Genomic DNA, 23,109 nt, shown 5'->3' with positions numbered 1-23,109 from the left:
GCATCCGCACGCGCCCACTGCCGTCGACACGCGCTCGCCGTGTCACTGGAGCGCCGCCCGCGCGACGGCGCGCATCGCGGGGGTGATCGAGCCGAACGCGCTCGGCGACGAGAGCGCACACAGACTCTCGACCACTCGCTGCACCGCTGACACGTCGCCTGACCGAGGCGACCACTCGGAGAACCTTCCATCGCCCGGCCCTTCCTCCACCGCAGCCTCACCGCGCGCGACGACGCCTGCCAGCTCGTCGAAGGTCGAGGCGGAGCCATCGGCGACGGCCAGGAGGGCGAGGGTCACGGCACGCGGCCAGGCGCTGGGGAACAGCCTCTCTCTCCCCAGCGCCCGTACGCCGTCGATGATCCGTAGGAATGCCCGCACCTCACCGTCCGCCAGCCCGCGTCCGAGGTTCGTGACCACGACATGCCCGCGCAGCCTGCGCATCGCTTTGGTCCGACGTGCGAGCGACGCGAGAGCATCGGCAGGGTCGGGAAGGCCCGGCACCGCCGTGTCCGGCCAGTCGAGGGCGTCGACGGCATCGGAGACGATCGCGCGGGGCAGCCACCCATCGGTCGGATCCTGATCGACACCCTCGGGGCCGATCCGCGCGACGAGCATCCGGATGCCGGCCGTCGCCGACTCCGCGAACTCCGAGCCCGCCGGGGTCTCCTCGAAGGGCACCGGGTCGTTGAGCTCCGCGTCGTCGAGGTGCGCGAGGAGGGCGAGACGACGCACCGGGGAGAGCCCTTGGCACAATGCCGCCAGCGGTGAGAACGGACGGAGAGCATCGCCGCCGACCCCGCAAGCCGCAGGGTCGAGGCGCGGCTGCACCAGGCCGAACCGCTGGGCGAGCTCGAACCCCACATGCTCTGCGCGGAATGCAGGTTGCTGTGTCTGCCAGCTTCCCACCGGCGACGGGAGCACCGGGACGGACTCCGCGTCGACGACGGTGACCCGCGGGTCGCCCATCCGTGTCGCGTACGGCCCACTGATCACCACGTCGACCACATCGGCGACACCGGGGACCGACACCTGCTGCGTCGGGGCCCGCCAGGGACACAGGTCGATGTGCAGCGACCGACCCGCGTCCGCTTCGAGCTCGGGCGCTTCCGGATCGAGCCCGAGACTCAGCCGATAGGCCTCGATCAGCCAGTACGAGGGGGCATCCCGTGGCACACCGATGACGCGGGTGAGCTCGGGGCATCCTGAGACCGACATCTCGACATGAAGTGCCCACGTGACGTGGACGTGCTCGGAGAGTTCCATCCGCGAAACGCTAGGTCGTCCCCGGCATCACCCCAGGACTCGAAGCCACCGATTGTCGAGAACTCGATGAAGCCGTCTTCGGTGCAGAAGAGTTGCGAACACGAGCCGTCGGCGGGGCGCGAACTACCGGCGCGCGAGCAGCTCCTCGAGACGTGCGGCCTCCCCCTGCGCCATCGCGTATCCGTGCTCGGGCGCGGGGTAAGCGCCGCTGCGCACCTCCGATGCGTACGCCCCGACCCCCGCGATGGCGTCCGTCCGCAGCTCGGCATACCGCTTGACGAACCTGGCGGCCGACCCGTCGAAGAGTCCGAGCAGATCGTGGAAGACGAGCACCTGTCCGTCGGCCGCGCCACCCGCTCCGATACCGATCACGGGGACGTCCAGCAGCGGCATGAGCGCAGCCGTCACCTCGGACGGCACCGCCTCGACGACGATCATCGAGCACCCGGCATCCTGCAACGCGAGCGCATCCTCGATCACGGCCAGTGCGGCCTCGGCGGAGCGCCCCTGCGCACGGTAGCCCCCGAGCGCGGTGGCGGTCTGCGGCGTGAGCCCGACGTGCCCGACGACCGGGATGCCCGCCTGCACGAGCGCCCTGGCGCGCTGGACCGTCGTCCCGCCGCGCTCGATCTTCACGAGGTCGCAGCCGGCTTCCTTGATGAAGCGCTGCGCGGTGGCGATGGCGAGCTCGTCGGAGGCCTCGTACGAGCCGAAGGGCAGGTCGCCGACGAGGAGAGGCACTGTGAGCCCCCGCCGCACCGCCTTGGTCAGCATCAGCATCTCGTCGAGCGTGACCGGCACCGTGCTGTCGTAGCCCAGGACGGTCATCCCGGCCGAGTCGCCGACGAGCACCACGTCGACGCCGGCGGCCTCGACGATCTGTGCGCCCGGGTGGTCGTACGCGGTGACCATGACGATGGGCTCACCGGCCGCCTTCTTCGCCCCGAGGGCGGCGAGGGTGACCTGGGTGCGGGGAGCGGCATGAGCGCTCATGCGCTGACCTCCGTATCGGTTGTCGCCGTGGCATCGGCGACGTGCAGGACGTGGTTGTCGATCAGGCGGGCCGCCCCGATGTGTGCGGCGACCGCGAGCAGGGCGTCACGATCGACGCGGGCGAGGGGGCGCAGCGTCTCGGCATCTCGGAGCTCGAGGTACTCGGGGTCGATCCCGGCATCGGCGAGCACTCGTCTCGCCGTGGAGAGGATGCTCCCCGCGTTCGGATCACCCGCCTCGAACACCGCAGCCCCGGCATCGAGCGCCCGGTTCAGAGCGGAGGCCTGCACGCGGGCCTCCGCGTCGAGGTAGACGTTCCTGGAGCTCATGGCGAGGCCGTCCGCTTCCCGCACGATCGGACAGGCGACGATCCGCACGTCGAGGTCGAGGTCCCGCACGACGCGGCGGACGACGAGCACCTGCTGCGCATCCTTCTGCCCGAAGTACGCGGCGTCCGGTCGGACGATCCCGAACAGCTTGGTGACGACCGTGGCCACGCCGTCGAAGTGGTGCACTCCACGACTCGCGCCATCGAGCACGTCGGTGAGACCGGCGACGTGGATGTTCGTCGCGAACCCGTCGGGGTAGATCTCGGACGCGGTGGGAGCGAAGAGGATGTCGACGCCCGCGGCCTCCGCGAGTCCGGCGTCGCGGGCCTCGTCGCGCGGATACGCGCTGAGGTCTTCGTTGGCGCCGAACTGGGTCGGGTTGACGAACAGCGACACGACGACGAGGTCGGACGCCTCGCGCGCGGTACGCATGAGGGAGAGATGGCCATCGTGGAAAGCACCCATGGTGGGCACGAGGCCGATGGTCCCACCCGCGGCTCTGGCTTCTCGGATCGCGGCGCGGACCTCGCGGATCGTGCGGAGGATTCTCATGCCGGGGGCTCCTCGAGTGCGGTGGCGGATGCGGTGGCGGTGGGTCGGGCAGCGACCTCGCGCGTGGCTGCGGCGAGCGCGTCGAACAGGTCGTCGAGCTCCAGCCCTTCGGCGACAGCACGCTGGCGTGCGACCGTCTCCTCGTCGCCGCGGGCGATGGGCCCGGTCAGCACAGCGGCAGCGCCGTCCTTCGCCCAGTTCTCGACCGTCTGACGTACGAGCGGAGCCAGGAGCGACCGGGCGACGTCGCGAGGAATCCCCGCATTCGAAGCCAGGTCCTCCGCCGCGTCGAGCACGGTGAGGACGAAGTTCGAGGCGGACGACGCGGCCGCGTCATAGCTCGCACGGTGTGCGTCGTCGACCTCGAACGGGCGTGCACCGAGAGCGAGGGCGAGCTGCTCCGCGACCTCACGAGCTGCGGGCGTATGACCGGCGATCGCGGCACCGATGCCGCGGAACACCTCGGCGGGCTCGTCGCCGGTGAAGGTCTGCAGCGGATGGAGGCTGAAATCCACATCGGTGAGCGCGGTCGCGCCGGATACATGTCCGAGGAAGCGCGCATGGGGCCGGGCAATGGCCGCAGCCTCGCCGATGGCCGCATCCGGAACGCTGAGGAGGACGACATCCACGTCCGGAATCCGCTCGTCCCGTCCGAGGGGTCCCACGACGTCGAGATCCGCTGCCCGCAGAGCCCGCGCGAGTACGCCTCCGAGACGGCCGGCGCCGACGATGGCGATGGTCGTCCCTGGTGCGAGAGAGGCGGATGTGTGCATGTCGATTGCCGGGCCGGGTCACGCGGCGCGGGTGCCAGAAGTATCCGCCCGGCACCGCATACGATCCAAATCAGAGAGCAGAGTGCGTACGTGAGAACCACATACATATGACATTCTGGTCACTCTTATCGACTTTTGCGTGTCTATTCGCTCTCCGGCGGAATTGACGAACCCCTGAGGTGCGAGGACGCACCCCAGGGGCCTCCCGCCCGCCGAGCTCAGTCGCGCGGCCAGACCACGACGATCCCCGCTCCGATGACGGCGAGCGCCGCCGCGCCGAGGAAGAGCCAGGAGAATCCACCGGTGAGGGCAGTCGCCTCGGAGGCTCCCTCCGCGGACAGCGCCGCGGTGCGCAGACCGGCGACGGTCCGAGAACGGCGAGTCCGACCGCGCCACCGATCTGCTGACTCGTGTTGATCAGACCCCCGGCGAGACCCGATTCCCCGCCGTCGACGCCGTCCACCGCGAGCTGGGTCGTCGCCACGACAGCCCCGCCGAGACCGACTCCGACCAGGATCGTCGGCCCGAGCAGCTGCGCGAGGAACGTGGCATCGGACGGCGCGGCTGCGAGCCAGGCGAGCCCTCCGGCCAGGACGAGCAGAGAGCCGATCAGGACCGGGCGGGTGCCGACGCGCGCGATGAGGGCGGGTGCACCTCCCGCGACGAGCACGAGCACACCCGCGAGCGGCAGCTGCGACAGGCCGGCGGCGAGCGCGTCGTAGTGGAGCACGGCCTGCATGTAGACGGAGAGAGCGAAGAAGAGCGCCACCATCGCCGCCCCGCCGAGCAGCATCACGCTGTTCCCGAGCGCCAGGTTGCGGTTGCGGAAGACCGCCAGCGGCACCAGAGGTTCTGCAGCGCGCCGCTCGATCAGGACGAACGCGACACCCAGCGCGAGCGCCGCTGCGAACAGGATCATCGGCAGCGGGTGCACGAATCCGAGCTGCTCGACAGCACTGAGGGCGCCGACCAGAGCTACCAGAGCCGACGTGACGGTGACGGCACCGGCCGCATCCAGACGCCCAGGCGTGCGGGCGCCGTCGCGGGTGATGAGCAACGGGATCGCGATCAGCACGAGCGCGCCCACAGGGACGTTGACGAAGAACACCGACTGCCAGCCGAGGGTGGCCGTGAGCACACCGCCGAGCAGGACTCCGGCCGCCGACCCGATCCCGGCGACGGCTCCCCATACGCCGAGGGCCTTCGTGCGCTCCTTGTCGTCAGGGAAGAGATGGGTGAGCAGTGCGAGCGCCGCGGGGGCGAGGAGCGCGGCCGAAGCACCCTGGAGAGTCCTCGCGCCGAGGAGCATCTCGCTCGACATGGAGAGGCCGGCGAGCGCGGAGGCCGCGACGAAGCCGCCCGTGCCGATCAGGAACACGCGGCGGTTTCCGTAACGGTCGGCGAGACGTCCGCCGAGGAGGAGGAGTCCGCCGAAGGCCAGCACATAGGCGGTGATCACCCAGGCGAGGGCGGCCGTGCTCATGCGGAGCTGGGCACCGAGCACGGGGAGGGCGATGTTCACGATCGAGGCGTCGAGCACGACGAGGAACTGCGCGAGGGCGAGCACGCTGAGTGCGAGCCAACGCCTGGAGCTGCGCGGCGCGGCGGTGGCTCGTGTCGCGGTGGCGGTGGGAGAGGTCATGGGATGCTCCTGTTCTTGTGGGTGGTCGATTCGGTTCGGCGACACGGATGAGTGACCGCTCACTCACTCTTGACGGCAAGCGAAAGCGCCCTCTCTAGGGACCGACGTCAGTCGGGGTGGGTGATCCCCTTGGTCAGCAGGGCGACCCAATCCCCCGGGCGCCCGTCGAGCTGCGTGGTGACGATCAGGTGGCAGAGCTGCCCGTAGGCGATGAACCGCTGCACGGCGCCATCCTCGGCGCGAGAGCGCTGTCGGGCGAAGACGGTGATGCGCTCCAGCCCTGCGCGAAGCGCCTCGCCGATGGCCGGGATCTCCGCCACCGACTGCGCATGCACCTGCAGCATGAGCAGCTTCCGGTCGGAGATCAGGTGCGCGTAGGCATCCCCCATCGCGTCGAGCAGACCCTCGGGCGAGGTGTCGTCTGCGGCATCCGCGCCTTCTTCGAGGGCGACGAGGATCGCATCGAAGCAGGCTTCCAGGGCGACGACGAACAGCGCCTCCTTACCCGAGTAGAGCTTGAAGACGTAGGCCGGCGAGATCTTGGCCTCGCGTGCGACATCGGCGACGGTCGTGCCGTGATACCCGCCTCGAGCGAAGGCCGCCAGTGCCGCCGCGGCGACGACGGGCTTGCGGGCGTCTGCCGTGGAGAGGATCGAGCTGCGGGTCGTGGACACATGAGTGACTGTACACTCACTCTCTCGAGTCGGCAAGAGTCTTCCGGTCCGAGGCAGAGTCAGCCGCGCAGCACCGAGTCCAGCAGCCCAGGGAACAGGGCGTCGAGGTCGTCACGCCGCAGCGTGAGCATCCGCCGGCGCCCGTTCGGCTCGTTGCGGATGACACCCGCTTCGCGCAGCACCTTCATGAAGTGCGACTTGGTCGACTTCGGGAGGTTGGGGTCGGTGGCATGACAGGCGGCCATGTCGAGAGGGCCGTCCGCGAGCTGTCGCGTGATGGCGAGACGCTCGGGGTCGCTGAGCGCGAAGAGCACGTCGGTGAGCTGGATCTCGGAGCGCTCCGGGTGAGGAAGGTCGCCAGGCATGGTTCGATAATAGTTGAACAATTGGCGAAACGCGCGTACGCTCCGATAGTTCGATGATTCTCGAACCAAACGAGGAGACGCCATGACCACCACTGAGCCGATCGTCGCCGTCCCCCTATCGACGACCACCCTGCCGACGACCACCCCGCAGACGCGCGCCCGCTTCGGGTTCGTGCTGGCGATCATCGCGCAGATCCTGATGATGGTCGGTGCGAGCGCGCCGTCGCCGTTCTATCCGGTGCTGGCGCAGCAGATCGGTTTCGCCCCCGTCGTGATCAGTGCCGTGTTCGCGGTCTACGCGGTGGCGCTGCTGCTCACGCTCCTCACCGCCGGTTCCCTGTCGGACCATGTCGGACGCCGACCCGTCGTGATCGCGGGGTTCTTACTGCTCGCCGGAAGCATGTTCCTGTTCTGGCATGCGGATGCCGTGGCGACGCTGTTCCTCGCGCGCATCCTGCAGGGCATCGCGAGCGGCCTGCTCATCTCAGCCCTCTCGGCCACGGTGCTCGACTTCGCGCCGGGCGGCCGCGCGGGTACCGCCGCGCTGTGGAATGCACTCAGCCCGGGAATCGGTCTCGCACTCGGAGCCCTCGCTTCCGGAGTGATGCTCGACGTCAGCGGTGAGGCCCTGCTCGATGTCTTCGCGCCGCTGAGCACGGCGTACATCGTGCTCGCGGCGCTGTTCTTCCTCGTTCCGGAGACCGCACCGCGCAAGCCGGGCGCCTGGGCGTCACTGAGCTTCCGGCTGTCGATCCCGACCGCGATCAGGGCCGACTTCTGGCGGGGCGCTCCGGCGGTCATCGCGGGGTGGGCCACGGGTGGACTGTTCCTGTCGCTCGGAGCCAACATCGTCCGAGGCGAGCTCGGCGGCGAGGCGCATGTCTGGCAGGGGCTCGGTGTGGTGCTGCTCGCCGGCGTCGGAGCCCTGACCGCGTTCACTCTCCGGAAGCTCGCAGCACGGTCGATGGTACTGTTCGGCACGGCGGCCCTGGCGACCGGAACCCTGCTGTCGCTCATAGCCCTCGGCATCGGCTCACTGCCGTTCTACCTCGTCGCGGCCGCCGTGACCGGTATGGGGTTCGGCACCGCGTTCTCGGGAGTCGTCGCCTCGCTGGCCCCGCGGATCCCGGCGACCCAGCGCGCCGACACCTTCGCCGTGATCTACCTGCTGGCGTATCTGGCCTTCGGCGTACCGGCCGTCATCGCGGGTGCGCTGGTCGGAGTCGTCGGCTTGGAGGCGGTGTGCGTGGGCTACGGGATCGTCGTCATCGCACTGGCAGGTATCGCGTTCACGCTGCGTATGCGCCGCGCGGCATAGAAGCGGAGGAGCGCGTCAGCGCACGACGAGCTCGGGCGTGATCAGCGCGTGCGCAGAGCCGGCCTGAAGGGTGCGCGGGGCGACGATCTCCCCCGTCGGGCCCATGAGGAGTTCGAGGACGGCCGTCGCCACATCCTCGGGCCGTTGCTCGACGCTCGAGAAGCCCAGAGCCTCGGCCGTCGGCGTGTTGTCGAAGCCGATCACGGGAAGCGAGAGTCCGGCAGCGGCGACAGCCAGCAGCGCACCGACCGCGAGTGAGTCGCTGGCGCAGACGAGAGCGTCGGGCACGTGTCCCGCGGCGAGCGCCGCGTCGACACAGGCACGCCCGAGGGGAACCCCCTCCTCCGCGGTGAGCCGTTCGCCCTGCGCTCCGGCCGCAGCCATGGCCTCGCGCCAGCCGCGCTCACGGTCGTCGCCGGTCCCCGAGCCCGTCGGCCATCCGAGGAACGCCACCCGTCGGCCGTGCGTCAGTGCGTGCTCGGTCGCCGCCCGTGTTCCCGCGGCGCCGTCGACGTCGACCCAGAGGTGGCGCGGATCGGCGATGTCGTCTTCACCCCACGGTCGGCCGAACGAGATGAAGGGCAGTCCGTCCTGGTCGAGGCTGCGCACGCGCGGATCGTCGCGCGAGGTGCCGGTGATGATCGCGGCGTCGATCTCCGACCCCTCCCACAGCTCCGACAGCCGCTGGATCTCCTCTTCCCGCGTACGTGCGGCGTAGACGAGCATGCGCATGCCGCGCTCGCTCGCTCGCTCGGTGACGGCGTGCACGAAACGGTCGAGCACGACACCCGAGATGCCGCCGAGATACGGATCGAGACGGATCCCGATGGTCGAGCTGCGTCGCAGCCGCAGTCGTCGGGCGGCCGCATGGCGGCGATAGCCGAGGTCGTGGATCGCCGTGAGGACGCGCTCCCTGGTCGCCGGGCGGACGATGTCCGGGGTGTTGAGCACGTTCGAGACGGTCTGCCGCGAGACGCCAGCGCGCTCGGCGACGTCTTCGACGGTCGGCGCCTTCGCCATCGCACCTCCTCATCCGTGTCCGGGTTGACACTTCCCGCGACTCCCGCTTAGCCTATTCCACGCAGAGTTTGATCGTTCAAATTTCTGCGTCGATCCCGCACGGTCCTCCCGAGACCGTCGCCAGAGATCCATCGAACCCGCAGTGACTCATCAAAGGAGAGAGACCATGACACGGCACACCACTCGCGCAGTCCTCGGCACCGGGGCGGTGCTGCTCACGAGCGCGCTCGTGCTCACCGGCTGCGGCTCCGGTTTCGCCGGAGACGACACCAAGGCCGACGGCGAGGGGCTCACCTCCTCCGACGACGCGCTCACGGTGCTGATCGGCTCCTCCGGCGACGCCGAGACCGCGGCCGTGCAGTCGGCTGTCGACGCGTGGTCGGCCGAGTCCGGTACGAAGGTGAAGCTGCAGACCGCGAGCAACCTCGACCAGGAGCTGTCGCAGGGCTTCGCCGCCGGCGACCCCGCCGACCTGTTCTACCTCTCCACCGACCAGGCCTCCGGCTACGCCGCCAACGGATCGCTCAAGGCCTACGGCGACCAGCTCTCCAACAAGGACGACTTCTACCCGTCGCTCGTCGAGAACTTCACGGTCGACGGCACGTTCTACTGCGCGCCCAAGGACTTCTCGACGCTCTCACTCATCATCAACACGCAGATGTGGACCGACGCCGGCCTCACCGACGCCGACCTCCCGAAGACCTGGGACGACCTCTCCGCCGTGGCGCAGAAGCTCACGACCGCCGATCACGTGGGCCTGGCCTTCGGCGCCGAGTACCAGCGCGTCGGCGTCTTCATGGCCCAGGCCGGTGGCGGTCTCGTCGACGACGGCACGGTCATCGCCGACGACGCCGCCAACGTCGAGGCCCTCGACTACGTGAAGTCGCACCTGGTCGACGGCACCTTCGCCTACGCCAAGGACGTCGGGGCCGGCTGGGGCGGCGAGGCCCTGGGCAAGCAGTCCGCCGCGATGGTCATCGAGGGCAACTGGATCACCGGAGCGCTGTCGAACGACTACAGCAGCCTCGAGTACACGGTCGCCGAGCTCCCCGAGGGCGCGGGCGGCAAGGGCACGCTGCAGTTCACGAACTGCTGGGGCATGGCTGCCGACAGCCCGAACCAGCAGGCCGCCCTCGAACTGGTCGAGTACCTGACGAGCGCCGACAGCCAGCTGGCGTTCTCGAAGGCGTTCGGCCCGATGCCGTCGATCAAGTCGGCCGCTGACGAGTGGACCTCGGCGAATCCGGAGCTCGCACCGTTCCTCGCCGGCGCGGAGTACGCGCAGTTCCCGCCGAACCAGGCCGGAACCGCCGATGTCATCGCCGACTTCAACTCGCAGCTCGAGTCGCTGAAGACAGCCGACCCGAAGACGATCCTCGACTCCGTCCAGTCGAACCTCGAAGCGGTCGTCGAGTAACCATGGCGGTCAAGGCAGCGTCTCGCCGCGGTGGGGCCTCCGGGCTCCGCCGCGGCGAGGCGGCAGCCGGATGGCTGTTCACGGCGCCGGTGATCGTGATCCTCGGTGTCTTCCTCCTCATCCCGGTGCTCATGGCGCTGTGGGTGAGCGTCTCCGACTGGGGCGGCCGCGGCAGCCCCCTCTCCGGATCGGTCTCGTTCGTCGGCGCCGACAACTTCTCGGCCGTCCTCACCGACGGCGGTCTCGCGACCAAGGACTTCGGCACCGCACTGCGCAACAACGCCTGGTACGTGCTGCTCGTGGTCCCGCTGCAGACCGCGCTCGCCCTGTTCCTCGCGATCCTCGTCAACCGCGCCATGCTCCGCGGCCGCGGCTTCTTCCGCACCGCCTACTACTTCCCCTCCGTGACCAGCACCGTCGCGATCACGGTCCTGTGGATGTTCCTCTTCACCTCCAGCGGCGCCGTCAACGACGTGCTCTCCTGGTTCGGCATCAACGGGCCCAACTGGTTCAACGATCCGCGCGGCATCCTGCATCTGGCACTCGGCACGGTCGGCGTCGATGCCGGTCCCGCGGCGCTCACCCAGGGCGGCACACTCGGAGTGTCGTGGTGGGAGTGGCTCGCCGGTCCGTCCGTCGCGATGAGCGCGTACATCCTGATGGCCATCTTCACGACCTCCGGCACGTTCATGCTCATCTTCCTCGCCGGTCTCCAGAACCTCGGCGCCGACGTCGATGAAGCGGCCATGATGGACGGCGCGAACGGCTGGCAGCGCTTCTGGCGCATCACGCTCCCCCAGCTGCGCCCGACCCTGTTCACCGTGCTGACCCTCGGCCTCATCGGCTGCTGGCAGGTGTTCGACCAGATCTACACGGGCACGCGGGGAGCGCCGAGCAAGACCACGCTCACCCCGGCCTACCTCTCGTACCAGACGGCGTTCCAGAACCAGGAGTGGGGGCAGGGCGCGGCGATCGCGTTCATCCTGTTCGTCATCATCGTGATCTTCACGCTCCTGCAGCGCTGGGTGCTGCGCGACCGGCCGGTGTCGAAGCGTCGCATCCGCGCGTACCAGTCGTCGAAGGGAGCATCGTCATGAGACGGCTCTCGTCGAAGCAGCTGACCTGGCAGATCGCCCTCTACGCGCTGTTGATCATCCTCGCGATCATCTACATCTACCCGTTCCTGATCCAGGTCGCGACGAGCTTCAAGACCGATGAGGATGCCGCGTCCAGCGGGATCACGCTGATCCCCGACGTCTGGACGTTCGCGGCGTACGAGCGCCTGTTCCGCAACTCCGACTTCCCGTCGTGGTTCGTGAACAGCGCGATCGTGACGATCTTCGTCACCGCGGGTCGGGTTTTCTTCAACTCGCTCGCCGGGTACGCACTCGCCCGACTGCGCTTCCGCGGACGCGGTGTCGTCTTCGCGGCACTCGTGGCGGTGATGTCGGTTCCCACCGTGGTGCTGCTCATCCCCAAGTTCCTCGTGATCAACCAGCTCGGCATCTTCAACTCCTACGCCGGGATGATCCTGCCGCTGCTCGTCGATGCGGCCGGGGTGTTCATCATGAAGAACTTCTTCGAGTCCATCCCCGAGTCGGTCGAGGAGCAGGCGCGCATCGACGGCGCCGGCACGTTCCGACTGTTCTGGTCGGTGGTGCTGCCGATGGCGACGCCCGCGCTCGTGACGATCGTGATCCTGTCGTTCCAGGGTTCCTGGAACGAGCTCAGCCACTTCATCGTGTCGACCAACGACCCTGCCCTGACCACCCTGACCAAGGGCGTCGCGTCCCTCGCCAGCGGTGGACTCAGCCAGGGCACCCAGTATCCGCTCAAGCTGGCGGCCGCGCTCATCATGACGATCCCCGTCGCCGTGATGTTCTTCGTCTTCCAGCGCCGCATCATGAACTCCACAGAAGGAGCCGTCAAGGAATGACCCCCACCCCGCCCCTCCAGCCGCTGCTGGACGACGCCGTGATCATGCTCGAGGCGCCGACCCAGGCCTGGTCCGACGACATCGGCCGCATGGGCACCGCACCGATCCACGGGATCTACCACGGCGACGTCCGGCACATCCGGAGCATCGAGATCACCGTCGACGGCACCGCGCTCGAGTCCATCGGGTGCGTGTCGGCGGTGCCGCAGCAGACGGTGCTGACCGACCTGCTGCGCGGGCTCGACGACGAATCGGCCGACCCGAAGGTGCGGATGGACCGCGATCGCCGGGTCGCCGCCGGTGCGTTCTCGGAGCGGATCACGATCACCTCCCACCTCGACGCACCGGTCGCCACAGCGGTGACAGTGCGGGTGCTCCCGGACTTCGCGCCGATGCAGGAGGTCAAGGCGGGGCTGGGTACCGAGGCGACGTGGAGCTGGGACGGATCCATCTGCCGTGCAGGCGAGGCGTCGTTCACGCTCACCGCTCCCGAAGCCGCGGTGACGCAGGACGGGGAGGCCCTGGTGCTGCGGTGGGATGCGGTGGTGCCGCCACGCGGATCCGTCGCCCTCGGCTGGGCGGTCGACCTCGACGACCCGACGCTCGTCGTCACCGCTGCCCGTCCGTCGCGGGCTCCGCAGCCCGCCGTCCCCGCGGATTCGCGCGCTGCCCGCTGGATGGCGCAGGCGACCGCCGACCTCTCTGCGCTCCGCCTCGCGCTGCCCGACCATCCGGACGACGCGTTCTACGCCGCAGGAGCCCCCTGGTTCTTCACTCTCTTCGGTCGGGACTCGCTCTGGGCAGCCCGCCTCGCCCTCGCGGTCGACCCCGACATGGCGGCCTCGACGCTGCGGGTGCTGGCCCGGCTCCAGGGCACCGGGCACGACGCCTCGACGGCCGAGGCTCCGGGCAAGATCGCGCATGAGCTGCGCAGCGGCGCCCTGTCGTTGCCGAACGAGGGCGTGCACCTGCCGCCGCTCTACTACGGCACGGTGGATGCGACCCCGCTCTGGATCTGTCTGCTCGCCGACGCCCACGCCGAGGGCATGCCCGAGCGAGAGGTGCGGGCACTGCTCCCGGCACTTCGCGCCGCGTTGACCTGGATGACGGTGCACGGCGATGCCTCGGGCAGCGGCTTCATCGACTATGCGGACGAGTCGGGCCACGGACTCGCGAACCAGGGCTGGAAGGACTCCGGCGACTCGATCCAGTGGCGCGACGGGCGCTTGGCCGAGGGCCCCATCGCGCTCAGCGAGGTGCAGGGCTATGCGTACGAGGCTGCTGTGCGCGGCGCGGATCTGCTCGACACGTTCGGCGAACCCGGCGGCGCTGAGCTGCGGGCGTGGGCTGCCGACCTGCGCGAACGTTTCCGCGCTGCGTACTGGATCACCACGCCAGAGGGCCGCTACCCCGCGATCGCCCTCGACGCCCACGGCGCCCCGGTCGACACCCTCACCAGCAACATCGGACACCTGATCGGCACCGGCATCCTCGACCCCGAGGAGGAGCGGGCCTGCGCCGCGCTGCTGACCGCGCCGAGCATGTCGAGCGGCTACGGCATCCGCACCATGTCGACCGACGCTGCCGGATACTGGCCGCTCAGCTATCACGGTGGCAGCGTGTGGGCGCACGACACCGCGATCGCCGTGCACGGCATGATCCGCGCCGGGCTCGATGCCGAAGCACGAGTGGTCGCCGAGCAGCTGCTCGACCTGGCGGAGAGCTTCGACTACCGCGTGCCCGAGCTGCACGCAGGTGATGCGCGCGTGCCCGGCGGCGCGCCCCTTCCCTACCCCGCCGCGTGCCGCCCGCAGGCGTGGTCGGCCGCCGCAGCAGTCGTGGTGACGCAAGCCTTGGGCTGACCCGGACGGATCGGACGAGCGATCGGGCGAGCACCTGCGAGCCTCAGCCGATCGCTCGTCCGTCCTTCCAGACGGTGTCGACGAGGGGAACGCCCGGCCGGTAGGCGAGGTGGATGCGGGTCGGCGCCTTCAGCAGCACGAGGTCGGCTCTGGCCCCGGGCGCGATCACGCCGACGTCTTCGCGGCGCAGTGCCTTCGCCCCGCCCGCCGTCGCGGCCCACACGGCCTCGGCCGGGGTCATCCCCATGTCGCGCACGGCCACGGCGATGCAGAACGGCATCGACGAGGTGAAGCTCGACCCCGGGTTTGTGTCGCAGGCCAGCGCCACGGTCACTCCGGCGTCGATCAGGCGTCGGGCGTTCGGATACGGCTGCCGCGTCGAGAACTCCACCCCCGGCAGCAGGGTGAGCACGGTGTCGGAGCCGGCGAGCGCGTCGATGTCGGCGTCCGTCAGATAGGTGCCGTGGTCGATCGAGGCCGCACCGAGCTCGACGGCCAGACGCACGCCCTCTCCTGGACCGAGCTGGCTCGCATGCACGCGGGGGGCGAGTCCGCGCGCGATGCCGGCTTCCAGCACCCGCCGCGACTGCGCGACCGTGAAGGCGCCCGTCTCGCAGAACACGTCGATCGACTTCGAGTACGGGGCGCAGGCTTCGAGCATGGGCCCGGTCACCAGGTCGACGTACTCGTCCGAGCGGTCGGCGTACTCGTCCGAGCGGTCGGCGTACTCGGCGGGCACGACGTGTGCGCCGAGGAAGGTCACCTCGGGCGTCACCTCTGCCGCCAGGCGCACCAGTCGCTCCTCGTCGGCGACGCTCAGGCCGTAGCCGCTCTTGATCTCGACGGTCGTCGTGCCCTGCGCGAGCATCTCGTCGAGGAAGCCGCGCAGTCGCGCGCGCAGCTCGTCGTCGCTCGCGGCGCGGGTGGCCGCGACGGTCGAGCGGATGCCGCCGGCCGCGTACTTCTGCCCCGCCATGCGCGCCTCGAACTCGACGGCGCGGTCGCCCCCGAAGACGAGGTGGCTGTGGCTGTCGACGAATCCGGGAATCATCGCACGCCCGGCGGCGTCCACGACCTCGTCGGCTTCCGGTGCCTCTGCTGCGGCACCCACCCAGGCGATTCGCTCGCCCTCGATCAGCACCGCTGCGTCGGCCAGCGTCCCGGTGCGGTCATCAGCTGTCGCGACGTTCGTCGTCAGTTCCGCGATGTTCGTGATGAGCGTCGACATGTCCTCACCCTCTCAGAGCATCGGCACGTTCAGGCCGCGCTCGCGGGCGACCTCGCGGGCGTGCTCGTAGCCGGCGTCGACGTGGCGCATCACACCGGTGCCGGGGTCGTTCGTCAGCACGCGCTCCAGCTTCTGGGCGGCGAGGTCAGAACCGTCGGCCACCGTCACCTGACCGGCGTGGATCGAGCGGCCGATGCCGACGCCGCCGCCGTGGTGCAGCGACACCCAGGAGGCACCGGACGCCGTGTTGAGCAGGGCGTTCAGCAGGGGCCAGTCGGCGATGGCGTCGGAGCCGTCCTTCATCGCCTCGGTCTCGCGGTAGGGCGATGCCACTGAGCCGGAGTCGAGGTGATCGCGACCGATCACGATAGGAGCCGAGAGCTCGCCCGAGGCGACCATCTCGTTGAACTTGAGTCCGGCGAGGTGGCGCTCCTTGTAGCCGAGCCAGCAGATGCGGGCGGGAAGCCCTTCGAAGTGCACCTTCTCCCCGGCTTTCTCGAGCCAGCGGTGCAGGGCGGCGTCTTCGGGGAAGAGTTCGGCGATCGCCCGGTCGGTCTTGTAGATGTCTTCCGGGTCACCCGAGAGCGCAGCCCAGCGGAACGGCCCTCGTCCCTCTTCGAACTGCGGGCGGATGTAGGCCGGCACGAATCCGGGGAACTCGAATGCCCGGTCGAACCCGCCCAGCTGCGCTTCGGCGCGGATCGAGTTGCCGTAGTCGAACACCGCGGCGCCCGCGTCCTGGAACGCGACCATCGCCTCCACGTGCGCTGCCATCGATGCGCGGGAGCGGCGGGTGAAGTCCTCCGGGTCGCGCTCGGCCTCGGCCTTCCAGTCCGCCACCGAGGTGCCGAGCGGGAGGTAGGCGAGCGGGTCGTGGGCGCTGGTCTGGTCGGTCACGATGTCGATCGGCACCCCGCGGCGCAGCAGCTCGGGGAACACCTCGGCCGCGTTGCCGACCACACCGACCGAGAGGGCCTCCCCGGCGTCCTTGGCGGCGACCACGCGGGCGACGGCCGCGTCGAGATCGGTCGTGTACTCGTCGAGGTAGCCGTGTTCCACGCGGCGAGCGAGGCGCGACTCGTCGACGTCGACGATCAGAACCGCCCCGTCGTTCAGGGTCACCGCGAGCGGCTGAGCGCCGCCCATTCCCCCGGCGCCGCCGGTGAGGGTCAGGGTGCCGCGCAGCGAGTCGCGGCCGAGCGAGCGGGCCACGGCGGCGAAGGTCTCGTACGTGCCCTGCAGGATGCCCTGCGTGCCGATGTAGATCCACGAACCGGCCGTCATCTGTCCGTACATGATGAGCCCCAGCTCTTCGAGCTTGCGGAACTCAGGCCACGTCGCCCAGTCGCCGACCAGGTTCGAGTTGGCGATGAGCACGCGCGGGGCCCACTCGTTGGTGCGGAACACGCCGACCGGCTTGCCCGACTGCACGAGCAGGGTCTCGTCCGGTTCGAGCTCGTCGAGGGTGCGCACGATCGCGTCGTAGGCCTCCCAGCTGCGGGCGGCCTTGCCCGTGCCGCCGTAGACGACCAGGTCTTCCGGGTGCTCGGCGACCTCGGGGTCGAGGTTGTTCATGAGCATGCGCTTGGCGGCTTCGGCGCCCCAGCTCTTCGCGGTGCGCTGGTTGCCACGGGCAGCGCGGACGACTCGCGATCCGGAAGCGGTGCTTTCTGATGAGACGTTCTCAGCCATGAGTGTGCTCCTTTGCGATGCGGGCGACGTCGCCCGACTGGACGAGGGCGGTGACGGCTTCCATGTCCGGGGACAGGAAGCGGTCGGGTCCAGGACCGGCGGCGACGGTGCGGACCAGGTCACGAACGGCTCCGGTCGCGGGCCCCGCCTGCAACGGCGCGCGCAGATCGAGGGCGCGGGCGCCGGTGAGGATCTCGATGGCGAGCACGCGGCCGAGGCCGTCGATCGCGCGGCGCAGCTTGCGGGCGGCGGCCCATCCCATCGACACGTGGTCCTCCTGCATGGCGGACGACGGGATCGAGTCGACCGAGGCGGGGACGGCGAGACGCTTGAGCTCGGAGACGATGCCGGCTGCCGCGTACTGCGCGATCATGAGGCCGGAGTCGACGCCGACCTCGTCCGCGAGGAACGGCGGGAGTCCGTGGCTGCGGGCCGGGTCGAGTGCGCGGTCGGTGCGACGCTCGGAGACCGAGGCGACGTCGGCGACCGAGATCGCGAGGAAGTCGAGCACAGCGGCGACCGGAGCCCCGTGGAAGTTGCCGTTCGACTCGATGCGCCCGTCGAAGGTGATGACGGGGTTGTCGATCACGCTGGCGAGCTCGCGTCCGGCGATCAGCGTCGCGTGGGCGAGGGTGTCGCGGGCGGCGCCGTGCACCTGGGGCGAGCAGCGCAGCGAGTAGGCGTCCTGCACGCGGCCGTCATCCGGGCCCTTGTGGCTCGCGACCATGGGGGAGTCGCCGAGGAAGGCGCGGAGATTGGCCGCGGACTCGGCCTGGCCCGTCTGTGCGCGGAGGGCCATCAGGTCGGCGGCGAACACGGCGTCGGTGCCGAGCTGCGACTCGACCGACATGGCCGCGGCGATGTCGGCGGTGAGCAGGAGCGTCTCGAGGTCATGCAGGGCGAGCACAAGCATGCCGAGCATGCCGTCGGTGCCGTTGATGAGCGCGAGCCCCTCCTTCTCGACGAGGGTGAGCGGCTCGATGCCCGCGGCAGCCAGGGCGTCAGCTGCGGGGACCAGTGCGCCGGATGCGTCACGCACGTCGCCTTCGCCCATCGCGGCCAGGGCGATGTGCGCGAGAGGGGCGAGGTCGCCGGAGCAACCGAGCGAGCCGTACTCGCGCACGACGGGGGTGATGCCCTCGTTGAGCAGGGCGGCGTAGGTCTCGACCACGACCGGGCGCACGCCGGTTCGCCCGGAAGCGAGGGTCTGCAGGCGCAGCAACTGGAGTCCGCGGACGACCTCGCGCTCGACCTCGGCGCCGGTGCCCGCGGCGTGCGAGCGGATCAGACTGGCCTGCAGCTGCAGGCGACGGTCGGGGGCGATGAAGGTGGTCGCCAGAGCACCGAATCCGGTGGAGACACCGTAGTGCGGGTTCGGGTCGGCGGCGAGGCCGTCGATCACACGGCGGGTCTCGGCGACGCGGGCGAGGGCTTCGGCGTCGAGCTGCACGGGGGCATCGTGACGGACGACGGCGACGACATCGGCGGGCGACAGCGGGGCCGCTCCGACCAGCACGGGGGCGAGTTCGGTCATGGTTCGATTCCACACCCGACGGGTCATGCGGGACACCCGTTCATGAGATGCTGTGTCTGTGATCCCAGACAAAACGACGAGCGCTCAGGCACCGGGGACGCAGGCACGGGTGGCGGACGTCCCGGTGTCCGACGCGCCGACCGCGCAGGTGCCTGCGGCGGAGAACACGCTCCGCATCCTGAGCTATCTCGCCGGACGGCCGGCCCCCGTGGCGGCGTCGGCGATCGCGCGCGAGCTCGAGCTGCCGCGGTCGACGGTCTATCACCTGCTGACCACCTTGGCCGCTCACGGCTTCGTGCTGCACCTGCGCGAAGAGAGACGCTGGGGGCTGGGTACTTCGGCTTTCGAGCTCGCCGGCGGGTACACCCGGCAACAGCCTCTGGCGCGACGAGGCCGACCTTTGGTGGCGGCTCTTTCTGACCGGCTGGGGGAGAGCGCGCACCTGGCGGTGATGAGCGGTGGGGACGTGCTGTACATCGTCGAGGAACGCGCACCTCGAAGGCCCGCGTTGGTGACGGACGTGGGCGTGCGGCTTCCGGCGCACCTCACGGCTTCGGGCCGCGCGATGTTAGCAGCGCTCCCCCGGGAACAGGTCCGGGCGCTCTACCCGGACGTCTCGGCATTCCCCGACCGCACCGGCCTCGGCCCGCGGACACCCCGCGAACTGCGTGAGCTTCTCCGGGATGTCCGGTCCCGGGGGTATGCGACGGAGAACAGTGAGATCGCGGACGGCTTGCGCAGTGTGGGTGCGGCGGTGCTCGACGCGGCGGGGTGGCCTGTTGCTGCGGTGGCGGTGACGTGGGGCCGTGCGGATCTGGATGAGGAACTGCTCGCTGCCGCTGTGCGGGAGTGCGCCGCCATGCTCGAGGCGCGCTTGAAGCGCTGAGCCGTGCGGCCACGGTCGCGTTAACGCAGAAGAGCCACCCGCGAGGGATGGCTCTTCGTGCTTGCATGGAGCACAACGCAAGAAAGCCACCCAGCATTGGGTGGCTTTCTTGTCTAAAAGGAGTCCGGCGGTGTCCTACTCTCCCACAGGGTCCCCCCTGCAGTACCATCGGCGCTGTGAGGCTTAGCTTCCGGGTTCGGAATGTAACCGGGCGTTTCCCTCACGCTATGGCCGCCGAAACACTATTGATGTTTCAATCAAACACATAACAAAGTCATTGTTGTTATGCGGTTCTCGACCGTACATCGAGAACCACTCAGTGGACGCGTAGCACCAACAAACGGTGTGTTATCAAGTCATCGGCTTATTAGTACCAGTCAGCTGCATGCATTACTGCACTTCCACATCTGGCCTATCAACCCAGTAGTCTGGCTGGGAGCCTCTCACCCGAAGGTATGGAAATCTCATCTTGAGGCCGGCTTCCCGCTTAGATGCTTTCAGCGGTTATCCATCCCGAACGTAGCTAATCAGCGGTGCTCCTGGCGGAACAACTGACACACCAGAGGTTCGTCCAACCCGGTCCTCTCGTACTAGGGTCAGATCCTCTCAAATTTCCTACGCGCGCAGCGGATAGGGACCGAACTGTCTCACGACGTTCTAAACCCAGCTCGCGTACCGCTTTAATGGGCGAACAGCCCAACCCTTGGGACCTACTCCAGCCCCAGGATGCGACGAGCCGACATCGAGGTGCCAAACCATGCCGTCGATATGGACTCTTGGGCAAGATCAGCCTGTTATCCCCGAGGTACCTTTTATCCGTTGAGCGACAGCGCTTCCACAAGCCACTGCCGGATCACTAGTCCCGACTTTCGTCCCTGCTCGACCTGTCAGTCTCACAGTCAAGCTCCCTTGTGCACTTACACTCGACACCTGATTGCCAACCAGGTTGAGGGAACCTTTGGGCGCCTCCGTTACTTTTTGGGAGGCAACCGCCCCAGTTAAACTACCCACCAGGCACTGTCCCTGAACCGGATTACGGTTCGAAGTTAGATATCCAGAGTGACCAGAGTGGTATTTCAACAATGACTCCACACGAACTAGCGTCCATGCTTCAAAGTCTCCCACCTATCCTACACAAGCCACACCGAACACCAATACCAAGCTGTAGTAAAGGTCACGGGGTCTTTCCGTCCTGCTGCGCGTAACGAGCATCTTTACTCGTAATGCAATTTCGCCGAGTTCGCGGTTGAGACAGTTGGGAAGTCGTTACGCCATTCGTGCAGGTCGGAACTTACCCGACAAGGAATTTCGCTACCTTAGGATGGTTATAGTTACCACCGCCGTTTACTGGGGCTTAAATTCTCAGCTTCGCCTTGCGGCTAACCGGTCCTCTTAACCTTCCAGCACCGGGCAGGCGTCAGTCCGTATACATCGTCTTGCGACTTGGCACGGACCTGTGTTTTTAGTAAACAGTCGCTACCCACTAGTCTCTGCGGCCACCACACCCTTTTCGGAGTAAATCCGTATAAGTGGATGGCCCCCCTTCTCCCGAAGTTACGGGGGCATTTTGCCGAGTTCCTTAACCACGATTCTCTCGATCTCCTTGGTATTCTCTACCTGACCACCTGAGTCGGTTTGGGGTACGGGCGGCTAGAACCTCGCGTCGATGCTTTTCTTGGCAGCATAGGATCACCCACTTTTTATCCGCATCGTGTCTCAGCCTATGTGAATCGCGGATTTGCCTACGACTCGGCCTACGCACTTGCACCAGGACAACCATCGCCTGGCTTGGGCTACCTTCCTGCGTCACACCTGTTAATACGCTAACCGCACCAGAATGGGGTCGTGCGCTAGGCCCAGAGCGTCACCCCGAAGGGATCAGTCACTGGGATTCAGACACTTAGCACTACTGGATTAGCTTGGGCGGTTCTTCGCCGGTACGGGAATATCAACCCGTTGTCCATCGACTACGCCTGTCGGCCTCGCCTTAGGTCCCGACTTACCCAGGGAAGATTAGCTTGACCCTGGAACCCTTGGTCTTTCGGAGGACGTGTTTCTCACACGTCATTCGCTACTCATGCCTGCATTCTCACTCGTGTAGCCTCCACGGCTGGTTTACACCGCCGCTTCGCTGGCCACACGACGCTCTCCTACCCATCAACACGGCTGGACCACGAAGGCCTACCAATAATGTCAATGCCACAACTTCGGTGGCGTGCTTGAGCCCCGTTACATTGTCGGCGCGGAATCACTTGACCAGTGAGCTATTACGCACTCTTTCAAGGGTGGCTGCTTCTAAGCCAACCTCCTGGTTGTCACAGCAACTCCACATCCTTTCCCACTTAGCACGCGCTTTGGGACCTTAGTTGGTGGTCTGGGTTGTTTCCCTCTCGACTATGAAGCTTATCCCCCACAGTCTCACTGCTGCGCTCTCACTTACCGGCATTCGGAGTTTGGCTGACGTCAGTAACCTTGTAGGGCCCATCGGCCATCCAGTAGCTCTACCTCCGGCAAGAAACACGCAACGCTGCACCTAAATGCATTTCGGAGAGAACCAGCTATCACGAAGTTTGATTGGCCTTTCACCCCTATCCACAGCTCATCCCCTCAGTTTTCAACCTAAGTGGGTTCGGTCCTCCACACGCTCTTACACGTGCTTCAACCTGGCCATGGATAGATCACTTCGCTTCGGGTCTAGGACATGCGACTGAATCGCCCTATTCAGACTCGCTTTCGCTACGGCTACCCCACACGGGTTAACCTCGCCACATATCGCTAACTCGCAGGCTCATTCTTCAAAAGGCACGCTGTCACCCCTACTAAGGAGGCTCCAACGGTTTGTAAGCAAACGGTTTCAGGTACTATTTCACTCCCCTCCCGGGGTACTTTTCACCTTTCCCTCACGGTACTTGTCCGCTATCGGTCATCTGGGAGTATTTAGGCTTATCAGGTGGTCCTGACAGATTCACACGGGATTTCACGGGCCCCGTGCTACTTGGGATACTCTTCGCGCCAAGAGAGGCATTTCGACTACGGGGTTGGCACCCTCTATGACCGGCCTTTCAAGACCGTTCGTCTATACCTTCTTGTAACGCCGCCACCTCGGCAGAGATGACTGAAAAGTCCCACAACCCCCAACGTGCAACGCCTGCCGGCTATCACACACGCTAGGTTTAGCCTGATCCGGTTTCGCTCGCCACTACTAACGGAATCGCGGTTGCTTTCTCTTCCTGTGGGTACTGAGATGTTTCACTTCCCCACGTTCCCTCTACCCGCCCTATATATTCAGGCGGGAGTCACTAGGTCGGCACGCCGCCCAGCGGGGTTTCCCCATTCGGACACCCTCGGATCAAAACTTGCTTATCAGTTCCCCGAGGCTTATCGCAGATTGCTACGTCCTTCTTCGGCTCCAGATGCCAAGGCATCCACCGTTTGCTCTTAAAGACTTGAAATCACATGAGTTTGAATCAAAAACTCGACCCCACCCGAAGGCGGGATCTGAAATTGACTAATGATCTTTAAGATCATCTTGTGCAACAACCCGAAGGCTGTTGCAAGATGCTCGCGTCCACTGTGTAGTTCTCAAAGTACGGGCGGTACCCCAATCCACAACCCCACAAACATG

At 67.4% G+C, this 23,109-nt stretch carries 17 protein-coding genes and 2 rRNA genes; 6 read left to right on the top strand and 13 right to left on the bottom strand.

Annotated elements, in window-relative coordinates:
- Window positions 1-42 precede the first annotated feature (42 nt).
- The 7 genes from ABRP18_RS01575 to ABRP18_RS01545 form a co-directional block, all read right to left on the bottom strand.
- The gene (locus ABRP18_RS01575) at window positions 43-1,263 is read right to left on the bottom strand and encodes a hypothetical protein (RefSeq protein ID WP_349885391.1); all 1,221 of its coding nucleotides are present in this window, start codon (window positions 1,261-1,263) and stop codon (window positions 43-45) included.
- 123 nt (window positions 1,264-1,386) lie between these two features.
- Window positions 1,387-2,256 (bottom strand): 3-methyl-2-oxobutanoate hydroxymethyltransferase, encoded by an 870-nt coding sequence (panB, locus tag ABRP18_RS01570; protein ID WP_349885390.1) that lies wholly within the window; start codon window positions 2,254-2,256, stop codon window positions 1,387-1,389.
- Window positions 2,253-3,137, bottom strand: coding sequence for a pantoate--beta-alanine ligase (panC, locus tag ABRP18_RS01565; RefSeq protein ID WP_349885389.1), 885 nt, complete (start codon window positions 3,135-3,137; stop codon window positions 2,253-2,255). The genes panB and panC overlap by 4 nt, the downstream gene beginning before the upstream one ends.
- Window positions 3,134-3,910, bottom strand: coding sequence for a DUF2520 domain-containing protein (locus ABRP18_RS01560; RefSeq protein ID WP_349885388.1), 777 nt, complete (start codon window positions 3,908-3,910; stop codon window positions 3,134-3,136). Before ABRP18_RS01560 ends, panC begins: the two co-directional genes overlap by 4 nt.
- A 70-nt stretch (window positions 3,911-3,980) precedes the next feature.
- Window positions 3,981-5,552: an MFS transporter gene (locus ABRP18_RS01555; protein WP_349885387.1), complete on the bottom strand. Its 1,572-nt coding sequence runs from the start codon at window positions 5,550-5,552 to the stop codon at window positions 3,981-3,983.
- 107 nt (window positions 5,553-5,659) lie between these two features.
- A complete protein-coding gene (locus ABRP18_RS01550; protein ID WP_061016757.1) occupies window positions 5,660-6,226 on the bottom strand; it encodes a TetR/AcrR family transcriptional regulator in 567 nt (188 codons plus the stop codon).
- Window positions 6,227-6,285: 59 nt separating this feature from the next.
- On the bottom strand, window positions 6,286-6,591 hold the full coding sequence (locus ABRP18_RS01545; protein WP_113680249.1) for a helix-turn-helix transcriptional regulator: 306 nt from the start codon (window positions 6,589-6,591) through the stop codon (window positions 6,286-6,288).
- A gap of 82 nt (window positions 6,592-6,673) precedes the next feature.
- On the opposite strand from ABRP18_RS01545, the gene ABRP18_RS01540 reads away from it, so the two are divergent.
- Window positions 6,674-7,909: an MFS transporter gene (locus ABRP18_RS01540; protein WP_349885386.1), complete on the top strand. Its 1,236-nt coding sequence runs from the start codon at window positions 6,674-6,676 to the stop codon at window positions 7,907-7,909.
- A 15-nt stretch (window positions 7,910-7,924) separates the two neighbouring features.
- Here the strand turns inward: ABRP18_RS01540 and ABRP18_RS01535 are convergent, their stop codons facing one another.
- A complete protein-coding gene (locus ABRP18_RS01535; protein ID WP_127011588.1) occupies window positions 7,925-8,929 on the bottom strand; it encodes a LacI family DNA-binding transcriptional regulator in 1,005 nt (334 codons plus the stop codon).
- 166 nt (window positions 8,930-9,095) lie between these two features.
- Between ABRP18_RS01535 and ABRP18_RS01530 the strand changes: the two genes are divergently transcribed.
- The 4 genes from ABRP18_RS01530 to ABRP18_RS01515 are packed head-to-tail and all read left to right on the top strand — an operon-like array spanning window position 9,096 to window position 14,144.
- Entirely contained in the window at window positions 9,096-10,346 is a 1,251-nt protein-coding gene (locus tag ABRP18_RS01530; protein ID WP_349885385.1) for an extracellular solute-binding protein, read from the top strand.
- 2 nt (window positions 10,347-10,348) lie between these two features.
- On the top strand, window positions 10,349-11,443 hold the full coding sequence (locus ABRP18_RS01525; RefSeq protein ID WP_045262335.1) for a carbohydrate ABC transporter permease: 1,095 nt from the start codon (window positions 10,349-10,351) through the stop codon (window positions 11,441-11,443).
- On the top strand, window positions 11,440-12,282 hold the full coding sequence (locus ABRP18_RS01520) for a carbohydrate ABC transporter permease (RefSeq protein WP_113680247.1): 843 nt from the start codon (window positions 11,440-11,442) through the stop codon (window positions 12,280-12,282). Before ABRP18_RS01525 ends, ABRP18_RS01520 begins: the two co-directional genes overlap by 4 nt.
- Window positions 12,279-14,144 carry a glycogen debranching N-terminal domain-containing protein gene (locus ABRP18_RS01515; RefSeq protein ID WP_349885384.1) on the top strand — a complete coding sequence of 622 codons (1,866 nt, stop codon included), beginning with the start codon at window positions 12,279-12,281 and terminating at the stop codon, window positions 14,142-14,144. Before ABRP18_RS01520 ends, ABRP18_RS01515 begins: the two co-directional genes overlap by 4 nt.
- Window positions 14,145-14,187: 43 nt before the next feature.
- Here ABRP18_RS01515 and hutI read toward each other — a convergent pair whose 3' ends face one another.
- From hutI to hutH, 3 genes are read right to left on the bottom strand one after another with little or no spacing between them, the layout of a single operon-like run.
- Window positions 14,188-15,372 (bottom strand): imidazolonepropionase, encoded by a 1,185-nt coding sequence (gene hutI / locus ABRP18_RS01510; protein ID WP_349885383.1) that lies wholly within the window; start codon window positions 15,370-15,372, stop codon window positions 14,188-14,190.
- Window positions 15,373-15,384: 12 nt separating this feature from the next.
- The gene (hutU, locus tag ABRP18_RS01505) at window positions 15,385-17,064 is read right to left on the bottom strand and encodes a urocanate hydratase (RefSeq protein ID WP_349885381.1); all 1,680 of its coding nucleotides are present in this window, start codon (window positions 17,062-17,064) and stop codon (window positions 15,385-15,387) included.
- A complete protein-coding gene (hutH, locus tag ABRP18_RS01500) occupies window positions 17,057-18,598 on the bottom strand; it encodes a histidine ammonia-lyase (protein ID WP_349885379.1) in 1,542 nt (513 codons plus the stop codon). The genes hutU and hutH overlap by 8 nt, the downstream gene beginning before the upstream one ends.
- Window positions 18,599-18,707: 109 nt before the next feature.
- On the opposite strand from hutH, the gene ABRP18_RS01495 reads away from it, so the two are divergent.
- The gene (locus ABRP18_RS01495) at window positions 18,708-19,484 is read left to right on the top strand and encodes an IclR family transcriptional regulator (RefSeq protein WP_374168978.1); all 777 of its coding nucleotides are present in this window, start codon (window positions 18,708-18,710) and stop codon (window positions 19,482-19,484) included.
- 122 nt (window positions 19,485-19,606) lie between these two features.
- Here the strand turns inward: ABRP18_RS01495 and rrf are convergent.
- Window positions 19,607-19,723, bottom strand: a 5S ribosomal RNA gene (gene rrf, locus ABRP18_RS01490).
- Window positions 19,724-19,831: 108 nt separating this feature from the next.
- Window positions 19,832-22,936: ribosomal RNA gene (locus ABRP18_RS01485) — 23S ribosomal RNA — on the bottom strand.
- Window positions 22,937-23,109: the final 173 nt, after the last annotated feature.

Source organism: Microbacterium sp. WHRI 7836, assembly GCF_040223885.2.
GTDB lineage: Bacteria > Actinomycetota > Actinomycetes > Actinomycetales > Microbacteriaceae > Microbacterium > Microbacterium oxydans.
Note: the sequence above shows the minus strand (reverse complement) of the source record. Positions and strands in the feature narration are given on the sequence as shown.